The 14,344-nt window shown below is 33.4% G+C and carries 11 protein-coding genes; 6 read left to right on the forward strand and 5 right to left on the reverse strand.

Annotated features, from left to right (window positions below; all coding sequences use genetic code 11):
- The first annotated feature begins 325 nt into the window (after positions 1-325).
- From NJT12_RS11680 to NJT12_RS11690, 3 genes are all read left to right on the forward strand, one after another.
- Positions 326-1,840 carry a sensor histidine kinase gene (locus tag NJT12_RS11680; protein WP_271336088.1) on the forward strand — a complete coding sequence of 505 codons (1,515 nt, stop codon included), beginning with the start codon at positions 326-328 and terminating at the stop codon, positions 1,838-1,840.
- 60 nt (positions 1,841-1,900) lie between these two features.
- The gene (locus NJT12_RS11685) at positions 1,901-2,284 is read left to right on the forward strand and encodes a YegP family protein (RefSeq protein ID WP_271336089.1); all 384 of its coding nucleotides are present in this window, start codon (positions 1,901-1,903) and stop codon (positions 2,282-2,284) included.
- A 205-nt stretch (positions 2,285-2,489) separates the two neighbouring features.
- Entirely contained in the window at positions 2,490-2,945 is a 456-nt protein-coding gene (locus tag NJT12_RS11690) for a hypothetical protein (RefSeq protein WP_271336090.1), read from the forward strand.
- Positions 2,946-3,037: 92 nt separating this feature from the next.
- On the opposite strand, the gene NJT12_RS11695 is transcribed toward NJT12_RS11690, so the two are convergent.
- Positions 3,038-3,979, reverse strand: a complete 942-nt coding sequence (locus NJT12_RS11695) for a proline dehydrogenase family protein (RefSeq protein ID WP_271336091.1) — start codon at positions 3,977-3,979, stop codon at positions 3,038-3,040.
- A gap of 503 nt (positions 3,980-4,482) precedes the next feature.
- Between NJT12_RS11695 and NJT12_RS11700 the strand changes: the two genes are divergently transcribed.
- Both NJT12_RS11700 and NJT12_RS11705 read left to right on the forward strand, forming a co-directional pair.
- Entirely contained in the window at positions 4,483-6,663 is a 2,181-nt protein-coding gene (locus NJT12_RS11700; protein WP_271336092.1) for an HAD-IIB family hydrolase, read from the forward strand.
- Positions 6,664-6,791: 128 nt separating this feature from the next.
- Positions 6,792-8,306 carry a glycoside hydrolase family protein gene (locus NJT12_RS11705; protein WP_271336093.1) on the forward strand — a complete coding sequence of 505 codons (1,515 nt, stop codon included), beginning with the start codon at positions 6,792-6,794 and terminating at the stop codon, positions 8,304-8,306.
- A gap of 28 nt (positions 8,307-8,334) precedes the next feature.
- On the opposite strand, the gene NJT12_RS11710 is transcribed toward NJT12_RS11705, so the two are convergent.
- The 3 genes from NJT12_RS11710 to NJT12_RS11720 all read right to left on the reverse strand — a co-directional run bounded on the left by NJT12_RS11710 (position 8,335) and on the right by NJT12_RS11720 (position 10,127).
- Positions 8,335-8,580, reverse strand: a complete 246-nt coding sequence (locus tag NJT12_RS11710) for a hypothetical protein (RefSeq protein WP_271336094.1) — start codon at positions 8,578-8,580, stop codon at positions 8,335-8,337.
- 420 nt (positions 8,581-9,000) lie between these two features.
- On the reverse strand, positions 9,001-9,390 hold the full coding sequence (locus NJT12_RS11715; RefSeq protein WP_271336140.1) for a RidA family protein: 390 nt from the start codon (positions 9,388-9,390) through the stop codon (positions 9,001-9,003).
- Positions 9,391-9,563: 173 nt separating this feature from the next.
- Positions 9,564-10,127: a Crp/Fnr family transcriptional regulator gene (locus tag NJT12_RS11720; protein WP_271336095.1), complete on the reverse strand. Its 564-nt coding sequence runs from the start codon at positions 10,125-10,127 to the stop codon at positions 9,564-9,566.
- Positions 10,128-10,347: 220 nt separating this feature from the next.
- Here NJT12_RS11720 and NJT12_RS11725 point away from each other — a divergent pair, with 220 nt between their 5' ends.
- The gene (locus NJT12_RS11725; protein WP_271336096.1) at positions 10,348-10,596 is read left to right on the forward strand and encodes a hypothetical protein; all 249 of its coding nucleotides are present in this window, start codon (positions 10,348-10,350) and stop codon (positions 10,594-10,596) included.
- Between the two features lie 137 nt (positions 10,597-10,733).
- On the opposite strand, the gene NJT12_RS11730 is transcribed toward NJT12_RS11725, so the two are convergent.
- A complete protein-coding gene (locus tag NJT12_RS11730) occupies positions 10,734-14,012 on the reverse strand; it encodes a T9SS type B sorting domain-containing protein (protein WP_271336097.1) in 3,279 nt (1,092 codons plus the stop codon).
- Between the last annotated feature and the right edge of the window lie 332 nt (positions 14,013-14,344).

Consider the following 14,344-nt stretch of genomic DNA (forward strand, 5'->3'; position numbering starts at 1 on the left):
GAGATATATTTAATTACCTGTTAATGCCAAATTTTCCTGATATAAGAATAATCTTTTTGTTGTCGCAGACGGCTTTTGTTTGTGTTTTTGGACTTTATACAATGCAGGTCAATTTTATTTTTTGAGGGTGGCCGTCTGATCAACAAATAATCATTTTTAGAGCTTAGAAAAAGATAGAATTATAAGAATGATTTAAAGGAGAGAGAATATATGCCAGATTGAGATTTTATTAAAAGTAGGTTTAATAAAAAAATAAAGAAATCTCTCCTTTACTTATTCTGTAATACTTAGAAATTAAGGAATGTTATTTTTAAAAGATGAGGATATGGAATTCGATTTTTATAAAACCAAAAAAAATAAGACAGTAGATAAATTGAAATCTATACTATTGGACGAAATTCAGGACGCTTTTTTTGTTTTAACGATTTCAGCGCACAATGATTACGATATGCCATTTATAAGCAATTCGGCTTATGATATGTTTGAAATCCAGCATGAGGATATGTTTACCAATACAATACTTTCTGCCTGCAATCAAATTCATCATGAAGATAAGACCTTAGTCAAGCAATCATTGATTGATTCGATTAAAAAAAGGAAAAGCTGGAATACTATTTTCAGGGTATTATTGCCTGAAAAAGGTTCTTGCTGGTTCAAAATTACATCAAAAAGAAAAGTAAATAATGATGGAAGTATTGAACTGTACGGAAGAGTAACTGATATTACAGAGTTAAAGGAACAGGAATTAAAGTTTCAAAGTTCAGAAGAACGTTTTAAGTTCGTTATGGAAACTTCGGCTTCAGGTATTTGGGATTGGAATATGAAAACGAATACTATTTATTATTCACCACAATCTTTTAAAATATTAGAATCAGATACTGTCGAAGTTTTTAATTCTCCTGAACAATGGAAAGAAATTGTTCACCCTGATGATCTGAAAAAATACTGCGAGGCTCTTGATAATCATTTTGAAAATAAAACACCTTTCTACGAAAATTTTCATCGCATACTTACATCTGGTAATAAATACAAATGGATTTTAAACAGAGGGAAAGTAATAGAACGTGATATCGATGGCAAACCATCAAAGATAATAGGAACGCATACTGAGGTTTCATCTCAAAAAGAGAAAGAGTTGGAGCTAATGAAAAAAATGGAGTTTTACAGTGAAAAAAATAACAGGCTTTTGAATTTTTCTCACATTGTATCCCATAATTTAAACTCGCATGCTGGAAATTTTAAATTGCTTCTGGACATGATTGACCTCGAAGAAAATTTCGCTGACAAGCGCGAAACGATGAAATACCTGAGAACGGTTTCTAATGATCTTAACAAGACAATAGAAGATTTATCGCAAATAGTGAATATTCAGAATAATGATAAAATTATTGTTGAACCGCTGAACCTAAATGCTTATTTAGGCAGGGTTCTCAATATCGTTAGCGCTTATAGCCATAGAAATAATGCTACAATTATAAACAATATTCCTGCAGAAGCAACTATTAATTTTAATCCGGCTTATCTCGAAAGTGTCCTGCAAAATTTATGTACAAATGCAATAAAATATGCGCATCCGGAAAAATTTTTGATAATTGAATTCGATTTTTTCCTGGAAAATGAAAAGAAGGTATTGACCATAAAAGACAATGGACTGGGAATTGATCTCGAAAAATACGGGCATTTGCTATTTGGGATGTACAAGACATTTCATAATCATGAAAAATCGAACGGTATAGGTCTATACATTACAAAAAACCAGATTGAGTCCATGAACGGGAGCGTTACAGTAGAAAGCAAGGTTGGAAAAGGGACAACGTTTAAAATCATTTTTAATGATTAAGTGTTTTTACGATTTACAATCGAAATTTAATATAAGGTTACACAAAAAATAATTTTTAAAATGGAAAAATTTGTAATTACTATAAATGCAAATGGAGAATATCAATTTGATTTTATAAACAATAATAACGAAGTTATTCTGAGTAGTGGAGAATACACCAGAAAATTTATGTGCATAAAAGGGATTGAATCTGTAAAAAACAATTCGCAGGACAATACAAAATTTAATAGAAAAACATCTCAAACCAATAAAAGATATTTTAATATAAAAGCATTCAACGGAAAAATTATTGCCATCAGTAAAATGTTCGATGACAAGATCTTATGCGATTTGGAAATGGAATCATTTAGAACAAAAGCGCCAAATACTTTAATAGAAGACAGATCAAATAGCAGAAAAGAGCCAAAAATTTACAGAAGGGCAGCAGCTGAAATGACGATTTAATAAATAAGTCCAAAACTTTAATTCAGCTGGAAAGAGTCCTGAATTTATACAATTTCATTTTCCTGGTCTTTAATAACTAAAGCATAAAAGTCTTATTATGGGGTTTTTATGTCCTATTATGACATTAATTGCGTTTATTTAAAAATACTTTTGTGCTTGTTTTTCAATAGCAGGTTTTTTGAAAAATAACATAAAGGAGTAAAATATGGCAATAGAAAAGATAAAAGTTTTAGTTGATGATGATAAAGGACATTTCTTAAAAATGTTCAGTAAAGAACTGACGGATGAATTTGAGTTTATGACAAACTCTTTTGCAGTTGACAGTCAAGTTGAGACTTTGTCTTTTGATCGTTTTATATCTGTTGTTTACAATAAATTAGAATTAATCGATTTTTTGGCATTAGAAAAAAAAGGATCAAATATTCTGGTATGTTTATTTAATAAACGCTTATATAGCAATACACCATTTATAGAAGAAATTAATGATTTGATTGTATTGGGCGGTTACAAAACGAAAAAAACAATTATTAAGGATTTAAAATCACATCTTAAAGAAAGTTATGATTCTAAAAACCAATCAAATAAAGTATTAACATCTGATTCGTATAAAAACCAGATACAATTTCATAGTTTTTTTAAAACGGTATTTTTTTTAATATAATCAGGGAGAAGAAATTCTCATTAAAACATAAAAAAACCAGTAAAGCCAACTTTACTGGTTTTTTTATATACAACTATTTCAGAAACAAAATATTAACTGACAATGTCATTCAAAGCCTGAAAAATATTCAAAGGATATTCGGCAATTCTATTGCACAAATACAAATACCATTCTTTACCATACACAAAGTATAATTTTGTTGGATGACCTTGCTCTTTTAATTGGGCTAATTGCTCATTCTGAATGCCGTATAAACTTTCAAATTCATATAATTCTTTGCTCGGTTTGTATTTTTCAAGCATCGCAACTACTTCTTTCTGAATTAAATCATGATGCGTTGCTATGGCACATTTATGATTTCTTGACAATAATTGATCTACATAATATAAATAGCGTTCATCAAGTGCTGCTCCTCTTGGAATAGAAAAGCCCTCGGGAGTTTCAAAAGCCCCTTTGACCATTCTTATCCTTCCGTTTTGCTGGATTAAATCTTCAAAATCATCTTTTGATCGATGTAAATAAGCCTGAAGCGTAATGGAAACATTTTTATATTTTTGAGAAGCTGTTTTGTAGACATCAATTACAGCATCGGTTATTTCAATATTTTCTGCACTGATTGTTACTTCAATATTATCTTTTTCAGCCTCCTGGCATATTAAGTCTAAATTGTTTAAGCATAAATCTTTTGATAATGCTAAACCAATATGCGAAAGATCAAGAGAAAAAGTCGAGTTTAATTGTTGTTGTTTTATCTCTTGCGCTATCCTGATAAATTCATTAGATGCCTCAGTCGCTTCTTTTTCAGTTAGCGTATTTTCGCCCATGAATTCTATAGAAGTTTTAAAACCTTGCTTATTTTGTTCCTTGACCTTGACAATAGTTTCTTCTAATGTTTCGCCGCCAATATATCGATCAGCAGCTTTTTTAATTGTTTTGAATAAGATTTCATTTGAAAGAATATACTCTTTTGCTTTCTCATTTAGGGCGGCTTTTCGTAAAGCACTAGCACCCATTAGTAATAAATCCTGTTCCATGTTTATTTAGTTTGATATAATAAAAGTTAATAACAAAAGATGTTTGTTATGAGATAATTAATTGCAAATTTTCAGAGAGGATATTGTTGGTAATCATATAATACAATATCGTTAAATTGTGATTGTCGATTGCTATAAACAAATTTTACGCAGAACACATTCTCGTGATTGTCGCAAAGCAAAAAAAATATTTGATTTTGGACATTTAAGCAGAAGAAAAAACATTAGATAAAGCTACTTATTTTGATAATGTTCACGTCACAAATATAAAAACGTCCTATCAAAATACATCGCTTTTAGTTTTTTTATTTACAACCATTATTATTGATAAAGGATGAAAATCGATTTGTTTAAGAATGTAAATATAACAACATTTAGCGTTTTTGAGGACTATGTTTCTTACAATTTAGGATTTAAATGTTAAGAATCTTGTTATTTTTTTTGTGAGTTTGGGTCAGACTGCCCGATTTTTTGTATCTTAAAAATTCTAACAAATAAAAACAATGAAGACAAAATTACGAATTTCATTAATCAACATACACGGACTCTTAAAAGGTTCGGGTCTGGAGATTGGTAGAGATGCTGATAATGGAGGACAAACTAAATACGTTTATGAACTTGCCGAGTTTTTATCGCAACATGAAGATGTAGAGCATGTTCATATTTTTACAAGGTTAATCGATGACAAAAATCTATCGCCGGAATATGCAGTACCTATCGAAATCATTAATGAAAAATTAGACATAAGAAGAATTCCTTTTTTAGGAAAAAAATACAAACCAAAAGAGCAATTATGGGACGGTTTGGACACTTTTGTAAATGGAATTGTCCAGCATATTAAACTTCATGATATATTCCCAAATTGGATACATTCTCATTACGGAGACGCCGGATATGTCGCCAGTGAATTATCGACCATCTTAAATATCCCTTTTGCTCATACCGGGCATTCATTAGGTTTTCATAAAAAGAATAAACTACTTGAAAGCGGTTTGAGTGAAGAAGAAATCGAAAAGAAATTTAAGTTCACACAGAGAATTGCCGCAGAAGAAAAAACATTAGAATTATCTGAATTTATTGTCACTTCTACAGAGCAGGAAATTGAAACCTATAAACCCTACGTAAATTTTGAATTAGGAAAATACCATGCTATTTCTCCCGGAATTGATACCAGTAAATTTGTACCCTATTATCACAGAGAACAGGATTCTGATAAACAAATGGAAGAGGAGCAAAGGAAATACTGGGTTGCTGAAACGATTTCGAAGTTTTTAATAAATCCACACAAACCATTTATTTTAGCGCTGTCAAGACCTGATCGCCATAAAAATCTTCACACCTTAATCGAGGTTTACGGTAAGGATAAAGAACTGCAGAGTATTGCTAATTTGGTCATTTTTGCCGGAATTAGAAAAGACATTTCGCAAATGCCGGAATCTGAAAAAGATGTTTTGACAGATCTTTTGCTTTTGATGGATAAGTACGATTTGTACGGAAAAATGGCAATTCCAAAGAAACATGACGTAGAAAATGAGGTTTCGATTATTTATCGTTATGCTGCCGAAAAAAGAGGTGTTTTTGTGAATTTAGCTTTACATGAAAACTTCGGATTAACTGTAATTGAATCCGCTAGTTCCGGTCTTCCGGTTGTGGTAACTAAAAATGGTGGACCATCAGAAATTATTCCTACTTGCCAGAACGGAGAATTGGTAGATCCGTTGAATGAAAATGAAATCAAAAAAGCTTTACGAAATATCTTAACCAATGAAAGTCAATGGAAATATTACTCTAATAACGGAGCAATTAATATTCAAAAACATTATAGCTGGTTAAGTCATGTTAACCAATATGTTGAACTGGTCAATGAAAATTTATCACTGTCGTCCGGTTCAGGAATCAAAAAACAGCACTATCCTAACATAAATATCGAAAGACTTAAAAGAAAGGTAGAACATTTATTTGTTTCAGATATAGACGGAACACTTATTGAACCAAAATTAAATAATCCCGGTCTAAAAGAATTAAAGGAACATTTGATTAACCGGACTGAAAAGATGGCTTTTGCACTCGCCTCCGGAAGAAACCTGGCGCTGGTAAAAAAAGTAATGGAAGAAGAACAATTTCCTTTACCGGATTTTATTATTTGTTCTGTTGGGACCGAAATTTATTACACAAATGGTAAAGATTATATTCTGGACAAAGGATGGGCAAAATTTTTAGCCGGTCGCTGGAAAAGAGAAGATATTGTAAACCGTTTAAAAGAGATTCCGTGGTTGCGATTACAAGAACCAGAAGCCCAAAATCCATACAAAATCTCTTATTATTATGATAAAGAAAAATACAATCACGATCAACTAATCGAAGTTTTAGGCACAGGATGGTACAAAGTAAATATTATCCCAAGTCATGGCGAGTTTCTTGATTTTATTCCTAAAAGAGCTTCGAAAGGAAATGCGATTAAATTTTTATGTCGCAAATGGTCGATTCCACTCACAAATGTAATTGCTGCAGGAGATTCAGGAAACGATATTGACATGTTCAGAGGCGCTGTAAAAGGAATTATCGTGGGAAACAGAAGTTTAGAATTAGCCAAATATGAAACTACCAAAAGTATTTATGTGGCAAAAAGTTCCGCATCTGAAGGTATTTTGGAAGGATTAAAACATTACAAAATAATTAAATAAAATATGGTTGAGTTTGCGCCCTGTCCACATGATATTCAACAAAGATTGGAGATTTTTTTATGGCGATTCTTATTTCGCAAGAATGACAATGGCAGCTGCACTCGGCAAATTAAATAAAAGTATAGAATATGTATTCAGGTTCAGGTTTTAGTAATTGGGAAATAGGAGATGTCGATGTATTTATAGATGATAGCGGCGTGCATCATTTGTTTCATTTAATTATTCCTAATCACGATTATATTGCACATGCAGTATCAAAAGATGGTCTTTCGTGGAAAAGAGTAAAAAACGCTTTGTTCGTGGGAGATCCCGGAGAATGGGATGATGATATGCTTTGGACAATGCATGTTAGTAAAAACTCTGAAGGAGAAGGTTACGAAATGTATTATACAGGCTTAAAACGTCAGGACAAAGGAATTACGCAAAAGGTAGGGCGTGCAGTTTCTCCAGATCTAATTCACTGGACAAAAGATAATCAATATGGTTTGCCGCTTAGAAGTAATGCGCCTTATTATGAAAGCAGGGATAATAACCCGCGGGAATGGCTCAGCTTCAGAGATCCTTTTAAATACCAGTTTGAAGGAGAAGACTATTTATTAATTTGTGCCCGCAGCGCAGTAGGACCAACATACAGAAGAGGTTGCATTGGTGTGGCAAAAAGAGGAGAGAAAGGTTTTGTTCTTCAAAAACCGCTGCATGTAGCCTATGTTTATGATGATATTGAATGTCCTTGTGTGGTCGAAATAAAAGGAATGCACTATTTATTAGGTTCGATTCGCGAAGATATAAAAGTTCGTTATTGGTTCTCTCCGGATTTTAAAGGAGAATACCACGCTTTTCATAACAATGTATTAATGCCACAAGGCAATTATGCAGCACGAATTGTAAAAGAAGGAGATTATTATTTGATTTATAACTTTTACTTTGTTGGCGGGAATGTCAACACACTTCGCGTTATTCCGCCACCAAAACAATTAGATGTTGACAGTAACGGCAGATTATTATTAAAAACATATCACCATTGGAGAACGCTTTATCAAAGAACAATTTATCAGAGAAACTTACCAATTCCTGTTCCAATTTTGGGAAACCCATCGGCTAATTTTGTTGTGGAAAATGAAAATAAATGGCGAATTGGCTGCAGAAGTGGTTATGAAGTTTTTTGTTTTGAAAAACCTTCGGAAAACTTTGTTTGGGAAGGTACACTGGCTGTTGAAGGAATGGGAAAAACAGGTTTTGTTATCGAATGTGATGAGCAGGGAACAGCCTATTATATATCAATTGATTTTGTAAATGGCTTTGTGCAATTTAGGGCATGGGGATTTAATGAAAAGGATGTAAAGAATAATTTTGTTTTTGAAAACATTCAAACCAATCAATTTGAGATAGTAGAAAACAAAGAAATTTATTTTAAAATTATCCGCTACGGAAATTATTATGAGCTTTCTATCAACGAAATAGTCAAGTTAACGTTATTGGATTTTAAATATAGCGAAGGCAAAATAGGAGTATACGTTTGTTCTGCAATTGTATCTTTAAGTGATTCAAAAATTCATGTAATTCCGGAACCCGAAAACGAATATGCAACGGCAGATCCTAATAAATCTCTGGAAGAATTTAATAAAATAACGCAAAATGCATAATTTTAAAAAAAGTAATTCTCATTAATTTTTAATGAGAATTGCTATCTATAATGCTTTGCACACTTTGAATAAAAGTTTCGGTATTGTGTATTTCATTCTTAATGTAGATGTCATAATGCGATAGTTTAAATTGTTCGAGCATATCTTTTTTTAGAAATTTTATCATTGATTCAATAGTTCTGGTATCGTTTTCATGATTTCTTTTTAATTCGCGTTGTTTGCTTTCCAGATAAGCCAAAGTCTTTTTTAATCTTTGTACATTAATTTTGTCCACAGTTAAATCTTCTTAAATTTAATAAATAACGATAATCAGGAATAAGATAAAATTCAATATTTTTCCAAAAACGTAATAGTGAATTGAATTTATCTCATTACAAGACTATCGTTTCTGATAATTACGTTATAATTGACTTTTTAGTTTGAAATATAATTCAAAAAAGTTAAATATTTTCCTGTGAAACTTATTTTTTAATGACCTAACAGTTTGAATTTCTTTTGTTTAAGGGTAGAATAGAATAGCTTTTGTTTTCTATTTTATTTTGAAAAACAGCTGTAAAATAAGATCCTTCCGGATTTTTGAAGAACAATATTAGTAGTGTACTAATTAGAAAAGGAGATCAAAAATATTTTTTATACAAATAAGCCGTTTTTTCTTAAGTAAGAAAAAACGGCTTATCTTGTTAATTTGGATCAGTTATTTTACAACCGTAGCCTCCAGTTCAACCTTCAGTGTTTCAAAAAGGCTTTTTACCTCCAATAGAGTAGTGGCTTGTTTAATACCGTGTTTGGCTACCCAATCCTGAATAATAGCAAAGTGCGGCCAAAGTTCAGCTGTAGAAGTCGTGTAGATGTTTAGTCTCACAATTCCTTTACATTCGTAACCGGCTTTGGTGATTACTTCTTCCAGATTTTTTAGAGCCAGAATTATTTGGGATTCCATGTTTTCATCACTTGAAATTCCATCCGCACTTATTGCCGTCTGACCGGAAACATACAATGTTCCTTCTGGATTTTTTACTTCAACAGCTTGCACGTAACTACGTTCATTCTGCCATTCCCACGGATTAATTACTCTAATTTCCAATTGTTTAGCTTTTTTTGTTTGCGCCAATACCGGCGTAATAGTTAATAATAGTAAGGCTAAAAATTTTGATGTTTTTTTCACGATTACAGTTTAAAATTGTACTGCAAAATTGTGAATAACATCCGGAATAGAGTCTTGATATTTCTCACGAATATGATGTGAGAAATGTCACATTAAGAAGATAATCTGCTTAGGGTTTCACGCGAAACTCCCAGATAGGACGCGATAAGACTTTTGGGAACGCGCTGAAATAGTGAAGGATATTGTTTTAAAAGCTGTTCGTAACGTTCTCTTGAGTTAGAAGTCTGCCAAGATATTATGCGGCGTTGTGATCCCAGGAAACCAAAAGTAGATTTTTCGAGAAAAAAACGTTCCATTTTTTGCAATCCATCCCGTAGTTTTTTATAATCATCAAATGAACAGCAAAGAACCTCAGTATCTTCAAGACATTCTAGTGACATTGTAGCTTCTGTTTGTGTATAAAAAGCATAATAATCACTTTCCCACCAATCTTCCATAGCAAAAGAAACAATATGTTCTTTTCCTGTCGCATCAGTATGAACTAATTTTAAAAGTCCCGAAATTACAAAGTAAGAATACTTTACAGGATCACCTGACTGAATAAGGAATTGATGTTTTTTAAAATTTTTTGGGATAAAATGAGCAGAGACAAAGGAAAATTCCTCATCTGTAAGCGGTATTATTTTTTCAATATGTTCTCTAAGGTTTGCTCGCATAATCAGAGTTCAAAGTTATTGAAATTTTGGTTTATTAATCTAGTTAAAATTACTGAAAAATCAAATTGATATTTTAGTAAATTAATAACAATTTCTTAAACTAATGTTTATTAGTATGTTGATAAATAATATTTTATGGAGCAATTTTATGAATATTCGTAACTAATTAATATTTATATTTGAGAATGAAACTAAGTCAGTTAATTTAAAAATATGTACAATGGATAAAGCTATAAAACTAAAGGTTCGTAAGGAGTTGGATAGTCAACAACAGTTGAATATAATTAAATTAAAAGGTAGTTTAATTTCCAAAGGATATACCGAAATTATACACATCCTTGATCAGGATGATGAGTTTCATATTAATTCTTTTGCTACACCATCTGAAACTAATAATGAAGTTCAGGAATTCATTAAAGCATTTATCTGCAAAGAAAATCTAACAGATACCATCACAATTTTTAGATAGTATTTTACATGCTCATATGATCAATTTTTGAATAGAATCTTAATAAAACGGAAAAAAATAATAAGCTATTATAAAGTCTGTTTTTATTATATATTCAACTGATTTGTTGTGTTTTAAATTGGGAGAACTATAGTGAGTTAGTAACTTAAAAATACCCATCCCGCTTTTTGATCTCCATTTTCAGATGAAATAATATAATAATAGGTTCCGGTTGGCAACATATTTCCCTCTTTCCATTGTCCGTACCATTGTTTGTCATATTTGCCAACATAGTCATATACCTTTCTTCCCCATCGATTGTATATTTCAATATTAGTTACATTAAAATCAGTAAGATCGAAAGTATCATTGACTCCATCACCATTAGGAGAAACTGCATTGGGAACACCGCATAAATTATTTGACACTTCGATTACTTCTTCAACCTCGCAAGATCCATCATTGACAGCAACTTTAAATTGCAACGGAAACTGTAATAATCCGTTATAATTTTCGCTGTATTCTGAAAAATCAAAAGTCGCATTATCTGATCCTACCGGATTCCCTTTGTCGTCAACCCAGGAATAACTATAATTAGTAGAAGAAGATGTGGTTTCGACCTTTATAAGATATCGATTGTTTACACATTCTTTTGTTATTGAATACGCGGGCGACGTAAAAGTTACTTCTACGGAAGCTGTTGTTGCACATTGACCAGGAATAGGAGTAAAGGTATAATTACCACTATTGTTAGTAGTTGATGAACTCCAGGTTCCCCTAATTCCATTTGGAGATGTTGTCTGCAAAATTGGAGTAGTTCCGTCGCAGAAATTAAGCTTAGCAGGAAAATCAGGCACGATTGCAGGTGTAATGGTAACGATCAAAGTTACAGTAGAAGCACATTGCCCCAAATTTGAAGTAAAAATATAATTGCCACTTGTAGTTGTGTTAATTACCGCAGGATTCCATGTACCCGAGATTCCGTTAGGAGAAGTCAAAGCCAGAATTGGTGGAATATCACTACTACACAATGTCAAAGTTGTACCAAAATCAGGTATTATTTGCGGATTTATGGTAACGGCTAAAGTAGCAAATGTCGCACATTGTCCTGCATTTGGAGTAAAAATATAATTGCCATCTGTTGTTGTGCTGACTACCGCAGGACTCCAGGTTCCCGTAATTCCGTTTGGAGAAGTTAAAGCCAAAGTTGGCACAGTCTCATTACCGCATAACGTTAAAGTCGTAGCAAAATCAGGTATTATTTGTTGATTTATGGTAACGGCTAAAGTTGCAGTTGTCGCACACAATCCTGCATTAGGCGTAAAAGTATAGTTGCCACTTGTTGTTGTGCTGACTACCGCAGGATTCCAGGTTCCCGTAATTCCGTTTGGGGAGGTTAGAGCCAAAGTTGGCGCAGTATCGCTATTACATAATGTCAAAGTTGTACCAAAATCAGGGATTGTTTGTTGATTTATGGTAACGGCTAAAGTTGCAGTTGTTGCACACAATCCTGCATTTGGCGTAAAAATATAATTGCCACTTGTTGTAGTATTGATTACCGCAGGACTCCAGGTTCCCGTAATTCCGTTTGGGGAGGTTAGAGCCAAAGTTGGTGCAGTATCACTACTACACAACGGTAAACTCGTATCAAAATCAGGTATTATTTGTTGATTTATGGTAACGGCTAAACTAGCAGTTGTTGCGCATTGTCCTGCATTAGGCGTAAAAATATAATTGCCACTTGTAGTCATATTAATTACTGAAGGATTCCAAGTTCCTGTGATTCCATTTGAGGAGGTTAGAGCCAAAGTTGGTGCAGTATCACTACTACACAACGGTAAACTCGTAGCAAAATCAGGAGTTATTTGTTGATTTATGGTAACGGCTAAACTCGCAGTGGTCGAACATTGTCCTGCATTTGGAGTAAAAATATAATTGCCACTTGTTGTTGTGCTGATTACTGCAGGACTCCAGGTTCCCGTAATTCCGTTTGGAGAGGTGAGGGCTAAAGTTGGTGCAGTCTCATTACTACATAACGTTAAACTCGTAGTAAAATCAGGTATTATTTGTTGATTTATGGTAACGGCTAAACTAGCTGTTGTCGCACATTGTCCTGCATTAGGCGTAAAAATATAATTGCCACTTGTTGTAGTATTGATTACCGCAGGACTCCAGGTTCCCGTTATTCCGTTAGGAGAAGTCAAAGCCAAAGTTGGTGGAATATCACTACTACACAAAGTCAAAGTCGTAGCAAAATCAGGTATTATTTGTTGATTTATGGTAACGGCTAAAGTAGCAGTTGTCGCACATTGTCCTGCATTAGGCGTAAAAATATAATTGCCACTTGTTGTAGTATTGACTACTGCAGGATTCCAAGTTCCCGTAATTCCGTTTGGAGAAGTCAGAGCCAAAGTTGGTGCAGTATCGCCATTACACAATGTCAAAGTTGTAGCAAAATCAGGAATTGTTGGTGGAGTTATGGTCACTGCAAGAGTTGCGGTTGTGCCGCATTGTCCTGTATTTGGAGTAAAAGTATAGTTGCCACTTGTTGCAGTGTCAATAATGTTTGGACTCCATGTTCCTGTGATTCCGTTTGGAGAAGTCAGAGCCAAAGTTGGTGCGGTATCACTGCTGCACAAAGTCAAAGTTGTTGCAAAGTTTGGTGTTGTGTTGGACGTTACTAATAAATTAATATTATCAGTAATATCTAGCCCACAACTATTAGTAGCTTTTAGCGTCAATACTATAGTTGTTCCACCCGCTGCAGTCGGAACTGTATAATCGGTTGTAGTTGTAGTTGATGGAGAAAAAGAACCCGACGACGCAGACCAGGCAACTGAAGTTTGCCCTACCGCAGTACCATTCAAAGTAATTGTTGCTCCTGCACAAGCCGTTAAGGTAGGAGGTCCGGCATCAACTGTAAAAGGTGGTACAGGTGCTTTACAACCGTTATTGGTGTAAGTGGCAAGTCCGGCTGGGGTAAAATTTACTGTAGCACCGTCAGCGGGAGTATTTGCCCCACTTGTATTAGTCAACATTGATTTGTCATAGGTAACAGTATCCAAACAACCACTAAAATTCATCACAAGCGTTCTCCCATTAGGAGGTGCGATAGATTGGTTGGCAAAGTGCCCAACAGTAGTTGTAGCATCTTGAAAAACCATATATATATTTTCGGATAAAGGACCAAATGAATTATCACTAGTAACCATCAGATAACTAGTAACTAATATAGCGGTTGCATTAGCAGGTAATATTCCTCCGGGAGGTTCTAGTATTTGTCCGCATCCGCCTGCAGCACTTATATCAGTATTTAATTGAGCGACAACAGCTGCCGTTGTCAAATCCTGAACAATGCCCTGCCAAGCATTATTGGGCCATGTTACTGTTAAGGTATTTATGTTTAATGGAGCACTACCAACTTTAAAGCGTACCATTTCGTTACGCCCTTCTTGGACCCCACAAGCATCAACCAAGATACTCTGGATTTCAAAACATTGAGAAAAAACGTTTGAACTACAGAAAAAAAACAATACAAATAAATAGAAATAAGGGGAGTGTAGAGATCTTAAATTCATATCAAAATTGGATTTAGTTGATAGTAATTTTAAAACAATAGTTAAATTTAATTTTTTTTAATTAATTATTAACAAGAATAAGTGTTAATTTATTGATTGTTAGTGGTTTTTGTGATTTTATGACATGAATTTAAGGTGTTGATCAATTATCTATATAATTTGTTAACGTCCGAAGTTTAGTACTGGTCAAT

The sequence above is a fragment of the Flavobacterium azizsancarii genome, from assembly GCF_027980145.1.
Lineage (GTDB): Bacteria > Bacteroidota > Bacteroidia > Flavobacteriales > Flavobacteriaceae > Flavobacterium > Flavobacterium azizsancarii.

Bases quoted from the DNA above. Each gene is read 5' to 3' on its own strand.
- NJT12_RS11730 (WP_271336097.1), bottom strand. From the start codon at position 14,012: ATGGTACGCTTTAAAGTTGGTAGTGCTCCATTAAACATAAATACCTTA.
- NJT12_RS11725 (WP_271336096.1), top strand. From the start codon at position 10,348: ATGGATAAAGCTATAAAACTAAAGGTTCGTAAGGAGTTGGATAGTCAA.
- NJT12_RS11720 (WP_271336095.1), bottom strand. From the start codon at position 10,127: ATGCGAGCAAACCTTAGAGAACATATTGAAAAAATAATACCGCTTACA.
- NJT12_RS11700 (WP_271336092.1), top strand. From the start codon at position 4,483: ATGAAGACAAAATTACGAATTTCATTAATCAACATACACGGACTCTTA.
- NJT12_RS11680 (WP_271336088.1), top strand. From the start codon at position 326: ATGGAATTCGATTTTTATAAAACCAAAAAAAATAAGACAGTAGATAAA.
- NJT12_RS11690 (WP_271336090.1), top strand. From the start codon at position 2,490: ATGGCAATAGAAAAGATAAAAGTTTTAGTTGATGATGATAAAGGACAT.
- NJT12_RS11685 (WP_271336089.1), top strand. From the start codon at position 1,901: ATGGAAAAATTTGTAATTACTATAAATGCAAATGGAGAATATCAATTT.
- NJT12_RS11705 (WP_271336093.1), top strand. From the start codon at position 6,792: ATGTATTCAGGTTCAGGTTTTAGTAATTGGGAAATAGGAGATGTCGAT.
- NJT12_RS11695 (WP_271336091.1), bottom strand. From the start codon at position 3,979: ATGGAACAGGATTTATTACTAATGGGTGCTAGTGCTTTACGAAAAGCC.